The sequence below is a fragment of the Nonomuraea rhizosphaerae genome, assembly GCF_019396405.1.
Classification (GTDB): Bacteria; Actinomycetota; Actinomycetes; order Streptosporangiales; family Streptosporangiaceae; genus Nonomuraea; species Nonomuraea rhizosphaerae.
Genome location: NZ_JAHKRL010000070.1, coordinates 1 through 18,844, shown reverse-complemented (window position 1 = coordinate 18,844; position 18,844 = coordinate 1). Strand labels below are relative to the sequence as shown.

The 18,844-nt window shown below is 73.6% G+C and carries 13 protein-coding genes; 8 read left to right on the top strand and 5 right to left on the bottom strand.

Annotated features, from left to right (window positions below; all coding sequences use genetic code 11):
* The first annotated feature begins 30 nt into the window (after window positions 1-30).
* Entirely contained in the window at window positions 31-5,118 is a 5,088-nt protein-coding gene (locus KME77_RS03295) for a non-ribosomal peptide synthetase/MFS transporter (RefSeq protein ID WP_219461807.1), read from the top strand.
* Here the strand turns inward: KME77_RS03295 and KME77_RS03290 are convergent.
* The 3 genes from KME77_RS03290 to KME77_RS03280 are packed head-to-tail and all read right to left on the bottom strand — an operon-like array spanning window position 5,092 to window position 8,126.
* Window positions 5,092-6,219: a 2-oxo acid dehydrogenase subunit E2 gene (locus KME77_RS03290; RefSeq protein WP_219461804.1), complete on the bottom strand. Its 1,128-nt coding sequence runs from the start codon at window positions 6,217-6,219 to the stop codon at window positions 5,092-5,094. The genes KME77_RS03295 and KME77_RS03290 overlap by 27 nt on opposite strands.
* Window positions 6,212-7,201 (bottom strand): alpha-ketoacid dehydrogenase subunit beta, encoded by a 990-nt coding sequence (locus KME77_RS30175; protein WP_219461803.1) that lies wholly within the window; start codon window positions 7,199-7,201, stop codon window positions 6,212-6,214. Before KME77_RS30175 ends, KME77_RS03290 begins: the two co-directional genes overlap by 8 nt.
* Window positions 7,202-7,244: 43 nt before the next feature.
* Window positions 7,245-8,126: a thiamine pyrophosphate-dependent dehydrogenase E1 component subunit alpha gene (locus KME77_RS03280; protein ID WP_219461801.1), complete on the bottom strand. Its 882-nt coding sequence runs from the start codon at window positions 8,124-8,126 to the stop codon at window positions 7,245-7,247.
* A gap of 127 nt (window positions 8,127-8,253) precedes the next feature.
* On the opposite strand from KME77_RS03280, the gene KME77_RS03275 reads away from it, so the two are divergent.
* From KME77_RS03275 to KME77_RS03260, 4 genes are read left to right on the top strand one after another with little or no spacing between them, the layout of a single operon-like run.
* Window positions 8,254-8,736 carry a methylated-DNA--[protein]-cysteine S-methyltransferase gene (locus KME77_RS03275; RefSeq protein ID WP_219461799.1) on the top strand — a complete coding sequence of 161 codons (483 nt, stop codon included), beginning with the start codon at window positions 8,254-8,256 and terminating at the stop codon, window positions 8,734-8,736.
* A gap of 25 nt (window positions 8,737-8,761) precedes the next feature.
* Window positions 8,762-9,460, top strand: coding sequence for a 2OG-Fe(II) oxygenase (locus KME77_RS03270; RefSeq protein ID WP_219461797.1), 699 nt, complete (start codon window positions 8,762-8,764; stop codon window positions 9,458-9,460).
* Window positions 9,460-10,149 carry an Ada metal-binding domain-containing protein gene (locus tag KME77_RS29020; protein ID WP_246609098.1) on the top strand — a complete coding sequence of 230 codons (690 nt, stop codon included), beginning with the start codon at window positions 9,460-9,462 and terminating at the stop codon, window positions 10,147-10,149. The genes KME77_RS03270 and KME77_RS29020 overlap by 1 nt, the downstream gene beginning before the upstream one ends.
* Before the next feature lie 51 nt (window positions 10,150-10,200).
* Window positions 10,201-10,842 carry an alpha-ketoglutarate-dependent dioxygenase AlkB family protein gene (locus KME77_RS03260; RefSeq protein WP_219461795.1) on the top strand — a complete coding sequence of 214 codons (642 nt, stop codon included), beginning with the start codon at window positions 10,201-10,203 and terminating at the stop codon, window positions 10,840-10,842.
* Here the strand turns inward: KME77_RS03260 and KME77_RS03255 are convergent.
* The gene (locus KME77_RS03255; protein ID WP_219461794.1) at window positions 10,826-11,521 is read right to left on the bottom strand and encodes a helix-turn-helix domain-containing protein; all 696 of its coding nucleotides are present in this window, start codon (window positions 11,519-11,521) and stop codon (window positions 10,826-10,828) included. The genes KME77_RS03260 and KME77_RS03255 overlap by 17 nt on opposite strands.
* A 77-nt stretch (window positions 11,522-11,598) precedes the next feature.
* Here KME77_RS03255 and KME77_RS03250 point away from each other — a divergent pair, with 77 nt between their 5' ends.
* Together KME77_RS03250 and KME77_RS03245 are read left to right on the top strand one after the other, a co-directional pair.
* Window positions 11,599-12,807 carry a metal-dependent hydrolase family protein gene (locus tag KME77_RS03250; RefSeq protein WP_219461792.1) on the top strand — a complete coding sequence of 403 codons (1,209 nt, stop codon included), beginning with the start codon at window positions 11,599-11,601 and terminating at the stop codon, window positions 12,805-12,807.
* Between the two features lie 42 nt (window positions 12,808-12,849).
* Window positions 12,850-13,881, top strand: coding sequence for an alpha/beta hydrolase (locus tag KME77_RS03245; RefSeq protein WP_219461790.1), 1,032 nt, complete (start codon window positions 12,850-12,852; stop codon window positions 13,879-13,881).
* Between the two features lie 62 nt (window positions 13,882-13,943).
* Here the strand turns inward: KME77_RS03245 and KME77_RS03240 are convergent, their stop codons facing one another.
* Window positions 13,944-17,219 (bottom strand): AfsR/SARP family transcriptional regulator, encoded by a 3,276-nt coding sequence (locus tag KME77_RS03240; protein ID WP_219461787.1) that lies wholly within the window; start codon window positions 17,217-17,219, stop codon window positions 13,944-13,946.
* Window positions 17,220-17,298: 79 nt separating this feature from the next.
* Here KME77_RS03240 and KME77_RS03235 point away from each other — a divergent pair, with 79 nt between their 5' ends.
* The gene (locus KME77_RS03235; protein ID WP_219461785.1) at window positions 17,299-18,813 is read left to right on the top strand and encodes an MFS transporter; all 1,515 of its coding nucleotides are present in this window, start codon (window positions 17,299-17,301) and stop codon (window positions 18,811-18,813) included.
* Window positions 18,814-18,844: the final 31 nt, after the last annotated feature.

Here is an 18,844-nt window from a genome sequence, read left to right as displayed (position 1 = left end):
GCTACCTACCTTGCCCGTCTGGTCAAGCCGATGGGTCTGAAAGTGACACGACTGGCCAGCGGTCTGCCTGTGGCGGTCGTGGAGATCGCCGACGCCGTCGCCGTGCCGCTCACCACCGCCGACGCCGGCACCGCCGAGGAGGCGCGGGAGCTGGTGGACCCGTTCCTGGCCGAGCCGTTCGACCTGGTGAACGGGCCGGTGATCAGGGCGCTGCTGGTGCGGCTGGCGGCCGACGACCACGTGCTGGCCATCGCCGTCCACCACGTCGCGGCCGACGGCTGGTCGGCGAACATCCTCCTGCGCGACCTGCTGACCTGCTGCGACGGCGGGCCACTGGCCGACCTGCCGGTCACCTACGGGGACTTCGCCGCCTGGCAGCGCGAGCGGCCCGGCTCCTCCGGCGACGTGAATTACTGGCGGCAGCGCCTGGACGGCCTGGCGCCGCTGGAGCTGCCCACCGACTTCCCCCGGCCGCCCGAGCTGACCTATCGGGGCGCGGCGCACCCTTTCACGATCCCCGCCGGCCTCACCGCCCGGCTGGAGCGGCTCGGGCGCGAGCGGGGGGCGACGCCGTACATGGTGCTGCTGGCGGCGTTCGCGGCCCTGCTCGGCCGGTACGCCCGGCAGGACGACGTCGCCGTCGGCTCGCCGGTGGCCGGTCGGTCGCTGCCCGAGCTGGACGGGCTGGTCGGGTGCTTCGTCAACATGCTGGCGATGCGGGTGGACCTGTCGGGCTCGCCGTCGTTCGCGGAGCTGCTGCGCCGGGTGCGTGAGTTGTCCATGGACGCGTACGCGCACCAGGACCTGCCGTTCGAGCGGCTGGTGGCGGAGCTGAACGTGCCCCGGGAGGTGTCGCGGTCGCCGGTGTTCCAGGTGCTGTTCGCGATGCAGAACTACGGCGCGGAGGCGGCGCCGGGTGATCTCCGGGTCGAGGGGTTCGCGCCGGGGGTGTGGGCGACCCGGTTCGACCTGGAGCTCTACACCGGGGGTGATGGTTCGTTCCTGTTCGTCCACAACACCGCGTTGTTCTCCGCCGAGCGGATCGCGCGCATGGCCGGGCACTTCACGGCGCTGCTGGAGGGGATCGCCGCCGATCCGTCGGCTCCCGTCGCGGAGATCGAGCTGCTCACCGCCGAGGAGCGGGAGGAGCGTCGCCGCTGGAACGACACCGGCCTCGACCTGGGCGAGCCGGGGCTGCTGCACCGGCCGTTCGAGGAGCGGGCGGCGCACGCGGGCGACGCCGTCGCCGTCGTCCATCCCGGGGGCGCGATCACGTACGCGGAGCTGGAGCGGCGGGCCGGCGCGCTGGCGGCCGAGCTGACCGCCGCGGGGGCCGGGCGGGGCGAGCTGGTCGGGGTCGTGATGGAGCGCGGCTGGGAGCAGGTCGTCGCGGTGCTGGCCGTCGGCAAGGCGGGGGCGGCGTACCTGCCGGTCGACGCCGACCTGCCGGAGCGGCGGCGGTTCGAGCTGCTGGAGCGCGGCGGGTGCCGCGTCGCGGTGACGCAGCCGTGGCTGGAGCTGTCCTGGCCGGCCGGCGTGACCCCCGTGGCCGTGCGGGAGACCGGTTCCGGATCCTCGGCGCCGGTGTGTCCCGCCGCGCCCGACGACCTCGCGTACGTGATCTTCACCTCCGGCTCGACCGGCGCGCCCAAGGGCGTGATGATCGAGCACCGGGCCGCCCTGAACACCGTCCGCGACGTCAACCACCGCTTCCGCGTCGGCCCCGGCGACCGGGTGCTCGCCCTGTCGGCGCTCAGCTTCGACCTGTCCGTGTACGACGTGTACGGCGCGCTGGCCGCCGGCGCGACCCTCGTCATGGGCGGCCCGGAGGCCGACAAGGACCCGGCCGCCTGGGCCCGTCTGGTGGAGGAGCACCGCGTCACCGTCTGGAACTCGGTGCCCGCCCTCATGGAGCTGCTGGCCGACCACGCCGAGCACGAGGGCGCCGACCTCGGCTCGCTGCGCCTGGTGATGATGTCCGGCGACTGGATCCCGCTGTCGCTGCCCGGCCGCGTCCGCGCCCTCGCGCCGGACGCCGAGGTGGTCAGCCTGGGCGGCGCCACCGAGGGGTCGATCTGGTCGATCCTCCATCCGATCGGCGAGGTGGACCCGGCGTGGCCGTCCGTCCCGTACGGCCGCCCGATGGCCAACCAGTTCTTCCGCGTGCTCGATCGCGGGCTCTGCGACGCGCCCGTGGGGGTGCCCGGCGACCTGCACATCGGCGGCGCCGGCGTGGCCACCGGCTACTGGCGCGACCTGGCCAGGACCGCGGCCTCGTTCATCGTCCACCCCCGCACCGGCGAGCGCCTCTACCGGACGGGGGATCTGGGCCGCCACACCGCCGACGGCACGATCGAGTTTCTCGGCCGCGCCGACGAGCAGGTGAAGATCCGCGGGTACCGCGTCGAGCCGGGCGAGATCGAGACGCACCTGTCGCGCCATCCGGACGTGGCCGAGTGCGTCGTCACCGCGCACGGCCCACGGGAGCGGGCGCAGCTCGTGGCCTACGTGACCGGCCCCGGCGCGGACCCGGCGCGGTTGCGCGCCCACCTCGCCGAGACGCTGCCCGCGTACATGATCCCCTCCCGGTTCGTCCCGCTCGCCCGGCTGCCGCTGACCGCCAACGGCAAGGTGGACCGCCGTCAGCTCCCCGATCCCGGCGCGCCGGCGGAGGCGGCGGCGGGGCGCGCCGAGCCCGCCACGGACGCCGAGCGCCTGGTCGCCGGGGTGTGGGCGGAGGTGCTCGGCGGGGGCGGCTTCGGTCTCGACGACGACTTCTTCGACGCCGGCGGCCACTCGCTGCTGGCCATCAAGGTCGTGGCCAGGCTGCGCAGGGTGCTGCCGCCGGGCGCGACGCCCGTCGCGGTGGTGGACCTGTTCAAGCGGCCCACCATCCGTGAGCTGGCCCTGCTGGTCGAGGGCGGCGCCGCCGCCTCCAGCGGGCTGCTGCACGAGCTGACGCCCCGGCGGGCCGCCGCGCCGGAGCTGACGTACGTGTGCGTGCCGTACGGGGGCGGCGCGGCCGTGGTCTACCAGCCGCTCGCCGACGCGCTGCCCGGGACGCACGCCCTGTGGTCGGTCGCCATCCCGGGGCACGACGTCGGCCTGGACGAGGAGCGGCTGCCGCTGGACGAGGTGGCGGCCAGGTGCGTACGCGAGATCCAGGAGAAGGTGAGCGGGCCCGTGGCCCTGTACGGGCACTGCGGCGTGGGCTCGGCCCTGACCGTGGAGATCGCCCGGCGGCTGGAGGCGGAGGGGCGCGAGCTGGAGGCGGTCTACATCGGGGCGATCTTCCCCTTCGCCCGCCCCGGACGCGGCCCGATGGCGTTGCTGACCACGCTGGCCAGGAGGGAGTTCCTGCGCGGCGACCGCGGTTACGCCAACTGGCTGACCTCCATGGGCCTGGACATGGCCGACCTGGAGCCCGGGCAGGCCCGGCACATCATCCGGAACATGCGGCGCGACAGTGAGGCGGCCGAGGAGTACTTCACCGGCCTGTTCGAGAGCTCGGTGGAGCCGCTGCGGGCGCCGGTGATCAGCGTGGCGGGCGAGCACGACCCGGCGACCGAGTACTTCGAGGAGCGCTTCCGCGAGTGGCACTTCCTCTCGCCCACGGCGGCCGTGGTGGAGCTGGACGAGGCCGGCCACTTCTTCCTGAAATATCGGGCGCAGGAGCTGGCCGAGATCGTGACCCGCACCCACCCCGCCATCACCGGGGGGCAGCCGCCGCCCGGCGCGGCGAGCTGGCGGGTGCGCGAGGTGTCCAGAGCCGGGTCCGGCCCGGTGGCGACCGGCCCGCAGCCGAGCATGCGGCGCTTCCTGGTCGTCGCGAGCGGGCAGCTCGTGTCCATCGTCGGGTCGGCGCTGACCGGGTTCGCCATCCCCCTGTGGATCTACCTGACGACCGGGTCGCTGGCGCAGTTCGCGCTGCTCGCGGTCATCGGGCTGGTGCCGGGGATGCTGGTGGCGCCGCTCGCCGGCGCGATCGTGGACCGGGGGAACCGGCGGGCCGTCATGCTGGGCGGCGACGCCGCCGCCATCACCACCCAGCTCGCGCTCGGCGCCCTGCTCTGGACCGGGAACCTGCGCACCTGGCACATCTATCCGCTGCTCGCGCTGCTGTCGCTGGCGCTGACGTTCCAGCGGCTGGCCTACCAGTCGGCCGTGCCGCAGCTCGTGCCCAAGCGCTACCTCGGGCACGCCAACGGCATCGTGCAGATGGCCGGAGGGATGACGCAGTTGCTCGTCCCGATCGTGGCCGTCGGCCTGATGGCGGCGATCGGGCTGGAGGGCATCCTGGTACTGGACGTGGCCAGCTACGTGTTCGCGATCGGGGTGACGCTGCTGGTGCGCTTCCCCTCCGCGATGGCGTGGCGGCGCAAGGAGCCGGTGCTGGCGGAGATGGCGGCCGGGTTCCGCTACACGTGGGGCGACCAGGGGTTCCGCCGGATGCTCGGCTACTTCGCGGTGCTGAACGTCTTCCTGTCGCCGCTGTTCCTGCTCCTCTCCCCGCTGGTGCTCTCCTTCGCGACGCTGGCCGACGTGGGGCGGATCTCGTTCGTGTCGGGGCTGGGGGTCTTCCTCGGCGGGCTGGCCATGACGGCGTGGGGCGGGCCGGGCCGGGGACGGATGCGGGCGGTGCTGTGGTGCACGCTGGCGCTGGCCGGGTTCTGCCTGGTGACGGGGGTGCGGGCGGACCTGGTGACGATCGGCGTGGGGGCGTTCGGGATGTCGCTGTGGCTGACGCTGCTGAACGGGATCTACGCCACGATCGTGCAGGTCAAGGTGCCGCAGCGGTTCCACGGGCGGGTGTTCGCGCTGAACACGCTGATCGCCTGGTCGACGCTGCCGCTGGGGTTCGGGCTCGTGGCGCCGTACGGGGCGGCGGTGTTCGACCCGCTGCTGGCCCCGGGCGGCGCGCTGGCCTCCACCGTGGGGACGGTCATCGGCACGGGGGCCGGGCGCGGCGTCGGGCTGATGTACGTGCTGTTCGCCGTGGCGATGGCGGTGCTCGCGGTGGTGGCGCTGCGCTCGCGGCTGCCGGGGCTGCTCGACCGCAGTGCCGACGCGCCCCCCGACGACCTGGTCGGGCTACAGGCTCTCGGACGCGGTCTCTAGCGTCTCCTTCAGCGCCTGGAGGAACAGGACCACCTCCCGGCCGTTGATCAGCCGGTGGTCGTAGGCCAGCCCGATGACCGCCACCGTGCGGTCCGCCTCCGGCTGGGGCGAGGTGAGGGCCAGGGCGCAGGCGTTGCCGGGGTGGATGATCGGGACGGCCATGACGATGTCGGCGTCGTGGTGGAGGGTGACGACGATGTTCGCGCCCGCCAGGTGCTCCTCCCTGAAGCCGCCGCGCTGGGCCAGCGCGCGGAACCCGGCCAGGCGCTCGGCGATGTCCGCGACGGTCAGGCGGTCGCGGATCACCGGGACGTACAGGCCCTCACCCATGTCGATCGTGACGCCCACCCGCGGGGCGTCGGGGAGGCGGGCGGTCGTGTCGTCCACCAGCTCGGCGAAGAACACCGGGAACGCCTCGTGCTGCCGGGCCACGGCGGCGATGAGCAGGTCGGGCAGGCCGACCAGCCTGCGCAGGCGGCGGGTGAGGGCGCGGGCCGTGGCCAGGGCCGGGGTGACGTCCACCTTGATCGCCGTGTAGGCGGCGGGGATGGTCCGGTGGGACAGGGTGACAGTGCGGGCCACGGCGCGCTGGTGCGGGGAGAGCGGGCGGGTGCCGCCGGAGGAGCCGGTGGCGAGGCGCTCCACGTCGGTCCGGCGGACGACCTTGAGGGGGAGGGCGCGGACCAGAGCGGGGTCGAGGCCCAGCTCGTCCAGCAGGGCCTGCGCGGGCGCGGTGATCACCGGCCCGTCGGAAGATCCGGCGGTCCGGGGTTCTGTGGCCGGCGGTTCTGTGGCCGGGGGTTCTGTGGCCGGCGGTTCTGTGGTCGGGGGTTCTGTGGTCGGCGGTTCTGTGGGCTGGGGTGCGGCGTGGGCTGCGGCTATGTGGGCGATGACCTGGCCCGGGGCGCACGTGGCGCCCGCCCGTACGACGTGTGTGAGCATCCCGTCGTGCTCGCTGACCAGCTCCTCCACCGCCTTGGACGTCTCCACCGACGCCAGCGCGTCGTCCCGCCGCACCTCGGCGCCGTCGGCGGCGAGCCATTCGAGGAGCGTGTACTCCGAGTCGTTGTTGTTCAGCTTGGGGACCCGGATCTCACCCATGCAGAGCCTCCAGTACGGCCCGGCGGATCGTGGTGTCCTGGAGCACCACGTCCCGTTCCAGGTGCGGAGCCGTGGGGATGACGCCGTCGGCCGAGCTGACCAGGCGGACCGGCCGCTTGAGCGACCCCCACAGGCGGGTGTGCAGCTCGGCGGCGACGTGGCTGCCCCAGGTGCCGCCCGCGCTGCCGTCCTCCGCGACGCACACCAGCCCCGCCGCGCCGAGGGCGGGCAGCAGGCCGCTCACGTCGAACGGGTACAACTGGGACGGGACGTACAGCGTGCCGGCCAGGTCGTGTTCGAGCAGCAGCCACCGCATGGCGGCGACGGCCCGGTGCGCCACGCCGCCGGGGGCGATCAGGGCGTAGTCCGCGCCGGCGGCCGGGAGGTCGGGCCGGACCACCGCCACGTCCCCCGCCAGCTCCCAGGCGAACAGGTCGTCCACCTCGTACATCCCGCGCGTGTACAGGACCTTGTCCTCGAACAGCAGGCACGGCCGCGCCGAGGCCAGCATCCGGTCGAGGACGGCCCGGTTGTCGTGGAACGGCGACATCTCGAACAGCGACAGCCCCGGCACGCCGACGAAGTGCTTCTGCAGGTTCTGGCTGTGGGTGGGGCCGTAGCCGCGGTTGCCGCCCGACGGGCAGCGGATGACCATCGGCATGGGGACGCGGTGGCCGTACATGGAGACGGACTTACTGGCGAAGTTCACGATCTGGTCGAAGGCGAGCGCGGCGAAGTCGCCGAACATGATCTCCACGATCGCCTTGTCCCCCGCCAGCGCGAGGCCGGAGGCGGCGCCGACGATGGCGCCCTCGCTGAGCGGCGTGGTCAGGACGCGGCCGGGGAAGCGGGCGGACAGCCCTCGGGTGATCTTGAAGGCGCCGCCGTACGGGTCCAGGAGGTCCTCGCCGAGGACGTACACGCTGGGGTCGTCGCCGAGCAGGCCGTGCAGGGCCTGGTTGAGGTTCTCGCCGACCCTCACGCGACTTCCCCGTCAGCTCTCACGCCGCCGTCCATGTCGTTCTTCACGTGGCCGTCCATGTAGACGGCGGGCGGGCGGCCACCTCTTCGGCGATCCGGTCCACGCGCTCACCGGCCGCCGCCTCGATCCGCGCCGCCTGGCCGGGGTGCGCGGCCCGGTAGGCGGCGTACCAGTCCTTCCCCCGCCGGTCGGCGGGCCGGGTGTCGTCGCCCTTGCTGTGCGGGCCGAGCCGGTGCGTGGCGAACTCGACCACCAGCGGCGCCGGCTCCGTACGCACGTGCTCGACGAGCGGGGCGAGCTGCTGCCTTATGTCGGCCACGTCCCACCCCTCGACGCGGCGATGCCCGATCCCGAACGCCGCCGCCCGCCCCGCGACGCTGCCCGCCATCTGCAGCTCCGTCGGCGTGGACTGGGCGATCCCGTTGTGCTCGACCACCACGAGCAGCGGCAGCCGCCAGAGCTGGGCCAGGTTCAGGGCCTCGTACACGGCGCCCTCGCCCCACGTGCCGTCGCCGACGTACACGCAGGCCAGCGCGCCCGGCGCGGTGCGCTTGAGGTTCAGGGCGACACCGGTCGCGACGGGCAGGCTCTGCCCCTGAACGCCGGTGGACAGGTAGCGGTCGCGCTTGAGATGCTGACTGCCGCCCACCCCGTCGCAGACCGCGCCCTTCCTGCCCATGATCTCGGCCAGCAGCCCGTCGGGGTCGTCGAACCGGGCGAGATAGTGGCCGTGCCCCCGGTGGTTGCTGAACACCCAGTCGTCGGCGCGTAACAGCGGCCGCAGCGAGACGGGGACGTACTCCTGGCCGAGACAGGTGTGGGTGGTGCCGTTGAGCGCGCCCCGCTCGAACAGCGCGAGCAGCTTCCGCTCGAAGAGCCTGATCAGCAGGAGCAGGGCCAGATCCTCGTCAGTCAGCCTGTTCATGGGTCCCTTGAGTCCCGGGAAAACCACCGAAGGCTATCTAAACACCGACAATCGCTCCCCAACAAACAAGGTGCCCAGAGGTCCGAAAACCGCCGACGTTCGCGGCGGCGGCGGTGTTGTAAGAGGTATGAGCATCTACACCACGATCGACAGCCCGCTGGGCGGGATCCTGCTCGCCGGCACCGCGAAGGGAGCGCTGGTCCGAGTGGCGTTCGACGGCGCCCCGCAGCCCGGGTGGCGGCGGGAGCCGGGGGTGTTCGCCGAGGTCGAGCGGCAGTTCCGCGAGTACTTCGCGGGTGAGCGGACCGGCTTCGAGCTGGAGGCGGCCGACGCCGGGACGGACTTCCAGCGGCGCGTCTGGGAGGCCGTGGCCGCCGTCCCGTACGGGACCACCACGACGTACGGCGAGCTCGCGGCGACGGTGGGCGCGCCCCGCGACCGGATCCGCGCGGTCGGCGCGGCGATCGGCGCGAACCCGCTGCTCGTCGTCCGCCCCTGCCACCGCGTCGTCGGCGCGAACGGCTCGCTGACCGGGTACGCGGGCGGGGTCGAGCGCAAGCAGGCGCTGCTCACGCTCGAAGGCGCGCTCCAGCCGCAGCTCGCGTTCTGAGCACACGATCCGAAGGGAGGATCTCATGGAGGACATCAGGAAGGCCGACTGGGCGGCGCTGGCCGAGGAGGTCGAGGCCCACGGGTGCGCCCTGACGCCGCGGCTCCTCTCCGCGGCCGACTGCGCGGGCATCTCGGCCCTGTACGAGGAGGCCGGCCGGTTCCGTTCCACGATCGACATGGAGCGTTTCCGGTTCGGCCGGGGCCAGTACCGCTACTTCCAGGAGCCGTTCCCGGAGGCGGTGGCGGAGCTGCGGGCGGCGTTCTACCCGCACCTGCTGCCGATCGCCCGTGACTGGGCGGCGCGGCTGGGGCAGCCCGCGCCCTGGCCGGACGACTTCGGCGACTGGCTGGACATGTGCCACAAGGCCGGGCAGACCAAGCCCACCCCCATCCTGCTGCGTTACCGGGAAGGCGACTGGAACGCGTTGCACCGGGACCTCTACGGCGACCTGGTCTTCCCGCTCCAGGTGGTGATCGGCCTGGACAGGCCGGGTGACGACTACACCGGCGGCGAGTTCCTGATGGTGGAACAGCGGCCACGGGCGCAGTCGCGGGGCACGGTCACCCTGCTGCCCCAGGGGCACGGGCTGATCTTCACCACCCGCGACCGGCCGGTGCGGTCGGCGCGCGGGTGGTCGGCCTCGCCGGTGCGGCACGGGGTGAGCACCGTACGGTCCGGGCTGCGGCACGCGCTGGGCCTCGTCCTGCACGACGCGAAGTGATGCACACGCTCATCGGCGCCGACGGGTGGCCGTACCGGAGCGCGGTCCCGGGGACGCTGGGCGGGCACCGGCGGGCCCGGCTGTACGGGCGGCTGGACTGCCCGTCGGCGCTCCGGGCGATCACGCGGGGCGGATATGTCGGCGAACGGGTGTTCTTCGCGGACGAGGCGACCGCCATCGCGGCGGGGTACCGGCCGTGCTCGGTGTGCCTGCCCGCAACGTACCGGAGCTGGAAGGAGGGCCGTCACACCACGGCCGAGCTGGCGGGGGTGATCGAGCTGCTGGACGCCGCGCGGCCGCGCGCCGGGACGGTGGTGGTCGGGCACGGGCGCGACGCCGCCCCCACGGCGCGGGCGTTCGCCGAGGCGTGGGAAGGCGACGGCCGCACCGTCCTGGCGATGGTCGACTGGCCCGAGGAGGCGGCGTCCTGGCTGCGCCAGGCCAGGCGGTTCGCCGCCGGGGACCCGGACGCGTGGGTGGTGGCGGGCGCGCCGGCGGGATGGGCGCGGATGGGTGAGCGGCTGCGGCTGAGCACCGGGTGGGATCCTGGACGTACGTACGGGTTCGCCGCGACGGCCCAGGCGGTGGCGCTGGCCGCGCCCGGGACACTGGAGGGCATGCGCGGGGTGGACGCCGACGGCACGACCTGGCGGCTCGGCCGCAACCTGATCCACCGGGAGGCCACATGACCCCGCTGCCCAGCCGGGAGGTCACATGACCCCGTCGTCCGATCGGGAGGCGTGGTGATCCCGCTGCCCAGCCGGGAGATCGCGCCGGGCGCCGTGCACGTTCCCGGGTGGCTGACGCTCGAGGAGCAGCGGCGCCTCGTACGGGCGTGCCGCGAATGGGCGACGGGCCCGGTGCCGATCCGCCATACCGTGCTGCCCCGGGGCGGCGTCATGTCGGTGCGGACGGTGTGCGTCGGGTGGCACTGGCAGCCGTACAAGTACACGCGCGTCGCCGAGGACGTGAACGGCCGCCGCGTCGCCGACTTCCCCGAGTGGATGGTCGGCCTCGGCCGCCGCGCCCTGACCACCGCCTACGGCGAGGCCGCCGGCTACACGCCGGACACCGCGCTGGTCAACTTCTACGACGGCCAGGCCCGTATGGGCATGCACCAGGACAAGGACGAGCGTTCCGCCGCCCCCGTGGTCTCCCTCAGCATCGGCGACGACTGCCTGTTCCGCTTCGGCAACACCGAGACGCGCGGCCGGCCGTACACCGACGTGCGGCTCTCCAGCGGCGACCTGTTCGTGTTCGGCGGGCCGTCACGCTTCGCCTACCACGGCGTGCCCAAGGTCTACCCGGGCACCGGCGACCCCGGCACCGGCCTGGCCGAGGGCCGCCTGAACATCACGATGCGCGTCACCGGCCTTCGCTGACGTCGAACCCCGACGCCCCGACGGCGGCCTCCATCTTGCGGATGACCTTGGCGCTCTCGTCGTTGGGGCCGGGCACGTAGTAGGGCCTGCCCTCGCGCCCGAAGGTGATCGCCGACGTGCCGGGCGTCCACTCCCCCAGCAGGTGGGAGGCCGACTCGAACATCTCGTACGGCTCCAGGCCCAGCCCGCGCGCGTGGTCGACCGACCCGTGCACCAGGTGCCTGGCCAGCTCGATCGGCGCCTCCTGCCACCCGGCGTAGTCGCTGAAGAAGTATTCGCGGAACCGGCTGAGCTGCCGGTCGTCGATCACGTCCGGCCCGATCAGGTCCTTGACGCCCATGCAGTAGACGTCGGCCAGGTATCCGCACACCGACAGCCGGTCCCAGCCGTGCTTGCGGGCCACCAGCACGCACACCTGCCCGGCCAGCTCGTCGGCCGACGGCTTCTCGTCGGTCCAGTCGCGGGCGGGGTCGACGGTGAGGCCGGCGCTCCAGCCGACGTTCACCCAGCATCCGGCCACCTCGGGCGCCCCCGCCGCCGCGCCGGCCTCGGCCGCGACGGCGCGCACGAGGGGCGCCACGACCGACGGGGCCACGCCGAGCGTGCGGGCGATCTCCTTGGGGGACCTGCCCTCGGCCCGCAGCTCGCGTACCCGGTCCTTGAGTTCTGCGTTGTCCACAGGGGAAGACTAGCGGCGCGCGGACGCGGGCCGGAGGTGGCAGGCTGATCTCCGGACACCGAGAGGGAGTGTGATCAATGAAGATCGTCCGCGGAGCCGCCGTACTCACCGGCCGTCCTGGTGAGGTGGTCCACGACGGCGAGGTGGTGATCGACGGTTCGCAGATCGTCGCGGTGCGCCCGCGGAGCCAGGAGAGCGAGGACGTGCTCGACCTGCCCGGTCACACGATCATGCCCGGCATGATCGACGCGCACGTGCACCTCGGCTTCGACACCACCCGCGACCCGCGCACCGGCCGCGGCGCCGAGAGCGACGCCCACCTGCTCCTCCGCATGGCCGAGAACGCCCGCAAGCTCGTCTCCGCCGGCGTCACCACCGCCCGCGACCTGGGCGGACGCGACTTCCTCGACATCGAGTTACGCAATGCCATCGAGGAGGGCATCACCGTCGGCCCGCACGTGCTCGCCGCCACCCGCCCGATCACCAACACCGGCGGCCACTGCTGGTACCTGGGCGGCGAGGCCGACGACGAGCCCGCCATCCGCCGCGTCGCGCGGGAGAACCTGCGCGCCGGCGCCGACCTCCTCAAGGTCATGGCCTCGGGCGGCCAGGCGACGCCGGGCAGCGCGCCCTCCTGGGTCCCGCAGTACTCGACCGGCCAGATCAGGGCCGTCGTCGAGGAGGCCGCCATGCGCGGCAAGCGCGTCGCGGTGCACGCCCATTCGAGCGAGGCGATCGCCAGGGCGCTCGACGCGGGGGTGGCGACGATCGAGCACTGCACGTTCCACACGGCCTCGGGGCCGGTGTACGACGCCGAGCTGGTCGACCGCATCGCCGCCAGCGACACGTACGTCTGCCCGACCGTGCACGGCCTCTACCGGCAGATGCACAAGCTGGCCCCGCCCGGGGTCATGGAGGCGTGGCTGGAGAAGGTCTCGGCCATGCACGACGCCGGGGTGCGGATGATCGCGGGGACCGACTGCGGGTTCGGGCTGTTCGGGCTGGAGAACCGGGCGGACGGGTTCGTGGGCGGGCTGGAGACCTTCGAGCTGGCCGGGTTCAAGGCGCCGGAGATCATCGAGCTGGCCACCGTGCGCGCGGCCGACGCCTGCGGGCTCGCCGACGTGACGGGCGTGCTGGAGGCGGGCAAGCGGGCCGACCTGATCGCCGTCGCGGGCAACCCGCTCGAACGGCTGGCCGACCTGCGTAATGTCTCGCTCGTGCTGGTGTCGGGGCGGGCCGTCACGCAGTCGGGCGTGGATACTGTCACGTCGTCCGTCGGCTGATCCACACCGTCGGCCGTTTTCACCCCATCGGAGGAGATGCGCATGCTGCCCTGGTCCGACGATCTCGCCGGCCGGATCGACCACCACGTCATCGACAGCGCCCTGCTGCGGGACAACCCCCTGGGGGATCCGCACGAGCGGCCCCTGTACGTGTACGTCCCGCCCGGGTACGACGACTCCGACCGGCGCTACCCGTCCATCTACGTGCTGCAGGGCTATACCGGGCATGTCGCGATGTGGTCGAACCGGGCGCCGTTCCGCCGGACGTACCCGGAGCTGGCCGACGGGGTGTTCGCGGCGGGCGACGTGCCGCCGGCGATCGTCGTGTTCGTGGACGCGTGGACCTCGCTGGCCGGCAGCCAGTTCCTCGACTCGCCGGGGACCGGGCGCTACCACTCGTACCTGTGCGAGGAGGTCGTGGCGTGGGTGGACGCTCGCTACCGGACGCTCGCCAGCCGCGACCACCGGGCGGTCACCGGCAAGTCCAGCGGGGGCTACGGGGCGATGGTCACCGCGATGCTGCGGCCGGACGTGTTCGGCGCGCTGGCCACCCACGCGGGCGACGCGCTGTTCGACGTGAGCACCCGCTCCGCGCTGCCGGATGTGGCGCGGCGGCTGCGCGACATGTACGACGGCTCGTACGAGAAGTTCCTGGCCGACTTCCGCAGCCGCATCGCGATGACCCGCGAAGGCGACCTGGAGCTGCTGGAGATCTACGCGTACGCGGCGGCGTACTCGGCCGACGAGGACGGGACGGTGCGGGTGCCGTTCGACGACACGGGCGCCGTCGTTCCCGAGGTGTGGGAGCGGTGGCTGGCCTGGGACCCGGTGCTGATGGCCGGGCGGCCCGAATACGCCGAGGCGCTGCGGTCGATGCGGGCGATCTGGGTCGACGCGGGGAACCGCGACGAGTTCTTCCTCGACTTCGGGGCGGTGGCGTTCCGGCGGGCGCTGGAGGCGGCGGGGGTGGAGGACGAGCGGGTCTACTTCGAGCTGTTCGACGCGGGGCACATGGCCATCGAGTACCGGTATCCGCTGGCCCTGGCCTGGCTCAGCCGCCACCTCTCACCGTGACCGCCTGACCGCCTTAGCCCCTGTGCGCCTGAGCCCCTGACCGGCTGCCCCTCTGACCGCCTTCACAGCTGGGCGGCGGCGTCCTCCAGCTTGAGGCGGCGGCCCTTCTCGTACGCCGCCTCGTACGCCGCCCGCCCCAGCGTCTCCAGCACCGCCCCGGTCACCCGCTCGGTCTCGGCCGACTCCGAAGGGGCGGCAGGGGTGCGGTTGTGGTCGCGGGCCGCCGCCGCCAGCCCCAGCAGCCGGGCCGCCGGCTCGGCCGCGCCGCCCGCCGCCAGGGCGGAGGCCAGGCCCTCCACGGCCCACGCGGACGAGCTGGGGTCGCCGATGCGCTGGCCGGCCACCAGCGCCTCCAGCTGCAGCTCCTTGGCGGTGGCGGCGTCACCGCGCCGCTCGACCAGGAACCCCAGCTCGGTGAGCGTCGTCGGCAGCAGCAGGGCGGGCTCCGCCTCCGGGTCGCGGGGGACGCCCTCGAGCAGGTGGTTCAGGTGCTTCTCGGCCAGGTCGAGGTGCCCGGCCCGGCGGGCGGCGTTCGCGAAGCCCATCTCGGCCATGGTCGTGACCTCCCAGGAGCCCTGGCTGATGGCGGCGCGCATGGCCCGTCCGCACAGCTCCATGGCCTGCTCGAAGTCGCCCGCGTCGAGCGCGACCCAGCCCAGCCACGAGGTGCGCCGGGCCGCCTCCGGCCACAGCCCGAGGTCCTCGGCCATCCGCAGCCCCTCGGCGAACAACCGCTTGGCCTTCTCCCCCTCCCCGCCCATCTGGGCCATCCCGCCGAGCCACTCGGTGGCCTGCAGCACACCCCAGTGATCGCCGAGCTCCCTGAACAGGCGCGCGCTCTCCTCCCCGTCCCGTTCCAGCGCGTCGAAGTCGCGCCGGGTGAACGCGTCGCGCGAGCGGCAGCTCAGCGCGGCCGCGATCCCCCATTTGTCGCCGTTCGCGCGGAATGTGGTCAGCGCCCTGGTCACCAGCTCCTGCCCGGTCGGCGCGTCGCGCATGATCCGCCCGAGGACGCACTCCGCCCTGGCCCGCCGGCCCGGGTCCTGGAGCCGTTCCAGGGCCGGACGCCAGTCGACGTCGTCCCCGGCCATTTCCCCGAACACGGCCCGCCACGCCCCGGCCCGCGCCGCCTCCTGGCCGTCGTCCGCCACCGTCAGGGCGGCCTCCAGCGAGCGGCGGCCCTCGGCCAGCCTGCCGCGCAGGATCCAGTACCAGGCCAGCGCGTTCACCAGCGTCAACGCCGTCGCCGTGTCCCCGGCCCCGATCGCGGTGTCGAGCGCCGTACGCGTGTTGGCGGACTCGGCGTCCAGCCGCAGCAGCCATTCGCGCTGGTCGTGGCCGTAAAGGAACGGCTCGGCCCGTGCGGCCAGCGCCGCGTAACAGGCGGCGTGCGCCTGCCGCACCCGTTCGGTCTCACCCGCTTCCGAGAGCCGGGCCAGGCAGTACTCGGCCACCGACTCCAGCAGCCGGTACCGTACGCCGCTCGCCGTGTCCGTCACGACCACCAGCGAGCGGTCCACCAGGCGCATCAGCAGGTCGAGCACGTCCAGGCCGCCCTCGGCGCAGGTCTCCTCGGCGGCCTCCAGCGTGCAGCCGTCGGCGTGGACGGCCAGGCGACGCAGGACGGCGCGTTCCGGCTCGGTCAGCAGCTGCCAGCTCCAGTCGATGACCGCGGTCAGCGTCTGCTGCCGGGCCGGCGCGCCCCGCTGCCCGGAGGCCAGCAGCCTGAACCGGTCGTCCAGCCTGGACACGACGCCGTGCACGCCGAGCGCCCGTACGCGGGTCGCGGCCAGCTCCAGCGCCAGCGGGATCCCGTCCAGCCGGCGGCACAGTTGCGCGACCGCCGGGGCGTTGCCTGCGTCCAGCGTGAACCCGCGCGCCGACGCCGCCGCCCGCGCCACGAACAGCCGCACCGCGCTGGAGCGCGCCACCCGCTCCACCGTCTCCTGCCCGGCCGGCCCTTCAACGGGAACGTCGTCGGGAACGTCGGCGGCGGGCACGTCCAGCGGCGGCACGCTCCACAGCGCCTCGCCCGCCACCGCCAGCGGCTCGCGGCTGGTGGCCAGCACGCGCAGCCCCGGGGCGGCCCGCAGCAGGCGCTCGGTCAGCTCGGCGACCTGCTCGATCACGTGCTCGCAGTTGTCCAGCACCAGCAGCGACCGGCGGGTCCGCAGCGCGCCCGCGAGCCGGTCGATCAGCGACGTGCCGCCGGAGTCCTCGCGGATGTCGAGCGCCGCCGCGACGGTCTCGGCCACCGCCTGCCCGGGATCACCCGGCCCTCCCCTGCCGTCGAGCGAACCCGGGCCGAGCGAGCCCAGGTTGAGCGAGCCCGGGTTGAACGAGCCCGGGCCGAGCGAGCCCGGGTCGAGCGGCGCCAGCTCGACCAGCCACGCGCCGTCCGGGTAGGCGTCCGCGAGCCGCGCCGCCGTCTCCAGCGCCAGCCGTGTCTTGCCCACGCCGCCGCTGCCCGTCAGCGTGACGAGCCTGGCCGACTCCAGCAGCGCGCCGACCTCGGCGATCGCCTCGTCACGCCCGATGAGGGCGTTGAGGGAGGCGGGCAGGTTCGTCGCGGGGCGTTCGGCCGGGGCGCTCAGCGTCGGGTCCTGGCCGAGTATCTGCTGGTGCAGCGCCACCAACTCGGGGCCAGGGTCGAGCCCCAGTTCCTCGGCCAGCCGTTCGCGCAGGTCGCCGTAGGTGGCCAGGGCCTCGCTCTGCCGTCCCGCGCGGTAGAGGGCCCGCATGTGGACGGCGCGCAGCCGCTCCCTCAGCGGATGCCTGGCCACCAGGTCGCCCAGCTCGCCCACGAGCAGGCCGTGCTCGCCGAGCTCCAGCCGCGCCTCCGCGTGCTGCTCCAGAGCGGACAGCCGCTGCTCCTCCAGCCGTACGATCGCCGCCCGCGTGTACTCGAAGTCGGCGAAGTCCGCGAACGCCGGCCCGCGCCACAACGCCAGCGCGTCCGACAGCAGCGACGCCCTCGTCCGCGGGCTCCCGGCCGTCTCCGCCCGCGCCAGCAGCTCCGCGAACCGGGCGGCGTCCACCGTCCCCTCGCCCGCCTTGAGCAGGTAGCCGGGCGCGCGCGAGACGATCAGGTTCTTGCCGCCCGGCTCGGCGTCCTCCAGCGCGCGGCGAAGCTGCGAGACGCGGACCTGGAGCGCGCCCGCCGGGTTGTTCGGCGGCTCCCCCTCCCACAGGTCGTCCACGAGCCGGTCGATCGAGATCGGCCGTCCCTCGTCCACCAGGAGATCGGCGAGCAGCGCGCGCACCTTCAGCCCGGGGATCGTGACGGACTCCCCCTGATCAGTCCAAACGGCCAGCGGGCCGAGCACCCCAAAGCGCATAAAGGTCACCTTAAGCGGGCGGGAAGGGGATCTGAAGCGCGCTCCGGCACGGTGGAGGCAACTGAGAAAGGAACCACCGATGAACCCTCAAGCCGGACGTCGCGAATGGATCGGACTGGGCGTGCTCGCCTCGGTCGCCCTGCTCCTGTCGCTCGACGTGAGCATCCTTTACCTGGCGCTGCCGAACCTCACCGCCGACCTGGGCGCCACCGCCTCGCAGCAGCTCTGGATCCTGGACATCTACTCCTTCCTGCTGGCGGGCTTCCTGGTCACCATGGGAACGCTGGGCGACCGGATCGGCCGCCGCCGGCTGCTGCTGATCGGGGCGGCCAGTTTCGGGGTCGCGTCGGTGCTGGCGGCGTTCTCGGTGAACGCCGAGATGCTCATCGCCACCCGCGCGCTGCTCGGCGTGGCCGGGGCGACGCTGATGCCGTCGTCGATGGCTCTGCTGCGCAACATGTTCCGCGACCCCAAGCAGATGGGGACGGCGATCGGGATCTGGTTCAGCTGCTTCATGGTCGGCATGGCCGTCGGGCCACTGGTCGGCGGGGTACTGCTGGAGCACTTCTGGTGGGGGTCGGCGTTCCTGCTGGGCGTGCCGTTCATGGTGCTGCTGCTGGTGACGGGACGCTCGCTGCTGCCCGAGTACCGTGACCCGGCCGCCGGGCGGCTCGACCTGGCCAGCGTCGCGCTGTCGCTGGCCGCCATCCTGCCGGTCGTGTACGGGCTCAAGGACCTGGCGCGCGGCGGCCCCGGCGTGGTCTCCGTGGGCGCGACCGTCCTCGGCCTGGTCGTGGGCGCGGTGTTCGTCCGGCGTCAGCGCCGGCTGACCAGCCCGCTGCTGGACCTGCGGCTGTTCGGGAACCGGGCGTTCGCCGTCACTCTGGTGATGCTGCTGCTGGGCGGCGTCGTCATGGCCGGGACGTCGCTGATGTCCACCACGTACCTGCAGACCGTGGCCGGACTGTCGCCGCTGCAGGCCGGGCTGTGGCTGGTGCCGCAGAACCTCGCGATGATCGTCGCGCTGACGGCGGCGCCCCGGCTGGCCGGCCGGTTCGGGACGGCGTACGTGATGGGAGCCGGGCTCCTGATCGGCGCGGCCGGGCTGCTCCTGCACACCCAGGTGCCCAGCGTCGGCGGCCTGTGGCTGGTCGTGACCGGGCTGGTGCTGGCCTCCGCCGGGATCGCGATGCCGATGGGCGTCGGGAACGGCGTCATCATGACGGCCGCCCCCGCCGAGAAGGCCGGCTCCGCCGCGGCGCTGAGCGAGACGTCGGGCGAGTTCGGCATAGCCGTGGGCGTCGCGCTGCTGGGCAGCCTGGGCACCGCCGTCTACCGCTCGCAACTGCCGGCCGGACTCGGGAGCGCGCGGGAGAGCGTCACGGCCGCGGTGGCGACGGGGCGGGCGGACGTGATCGAGCTGGCGCGGACGGCCTTCACGGGTGGGCTGAACGTGGTGGCGCTGGTGGGGGCGGGCACGTTCCTGGTCCTGGCGGTGCTGACGATGACGGCCCTGCGCCACCACGGCCGCCCCTCCGCCTCCCGTGAGGAGAACGTGGTGACCTCCCGCGAGAAGACTCCGGCCACCGTATGATCCCCCTCTCGACGCCCTCGCCGCCCGTCCC

Coding starts and splice junctions, on each gene's coding strand:
- KME77_RS03245 (WP_219461790.1), top strand. CDS start 12,850: ATGCTGCCCTGGTCCGACGATCTCGCCGGCCGGATCGACCACCACGTC.
- KME77_RS03290 (WP_219461804.1), bottom strand. CDS start 6,219: ATGGGTGAGATCCGGGTCCCCAAGCTGAACAACAACGACTCGGAGTAC.
- KME77_RS03295 (WP_219461807.1), top strand. CDS start 31: ATGGGTCTGAAAGTGACACGACTGGCCAGCGGTCTGCCTGTGGCGGTC.
- KME77_RS29020 (WP_246609098.1), top strand. CDS start 9,460: ATGCACACGCTCATCGGCGCCGACGGGTGGCCGTACCGGAGCGCGGTC.
- KME77_RS03270 (WP_219461797.1), top strand. CDS start 8,762: ATGGAGGACATCAGGAAGGCCGACTGGGCGGCGCTGGCCGAGGAGGTC.
- KME77_RS03235 (WP_219461785.1), top strand. CDS start 17,299: ATGAACCCTCAAGCCGGACGTCGCGAATGGATCGGACTGGGCGTGCTC.
- KME77_RS03250 (WP_219461792.1), top strand. CDS start 11,599: ATGAAGATCGTCCGCGGAGCCGCCGTACTCACCGGCCGTCCTGGTGAG.
- KME77_RS03280 (WP_219461801.1), bottom strand. CDS start 8,126: ATGAACAGGCTGACTGACGAGGATCTGGCCCTGCTCCTGCTGATCAGG.
- KME77_RS03240 (WP_219461787.1), bottom strand. CDS start 17,219: ATGCGCTTTGGGGTGCTCGGCCCGCTGGCCGTTTGGACTGATCAGGGG.
- KME77_RS03275 (WP_219461799.1), top strand. CDS start 8,254: ATGAGCATCTACACCACGATCGACAGCCCGCTGGGCGGGATCCTGCTC.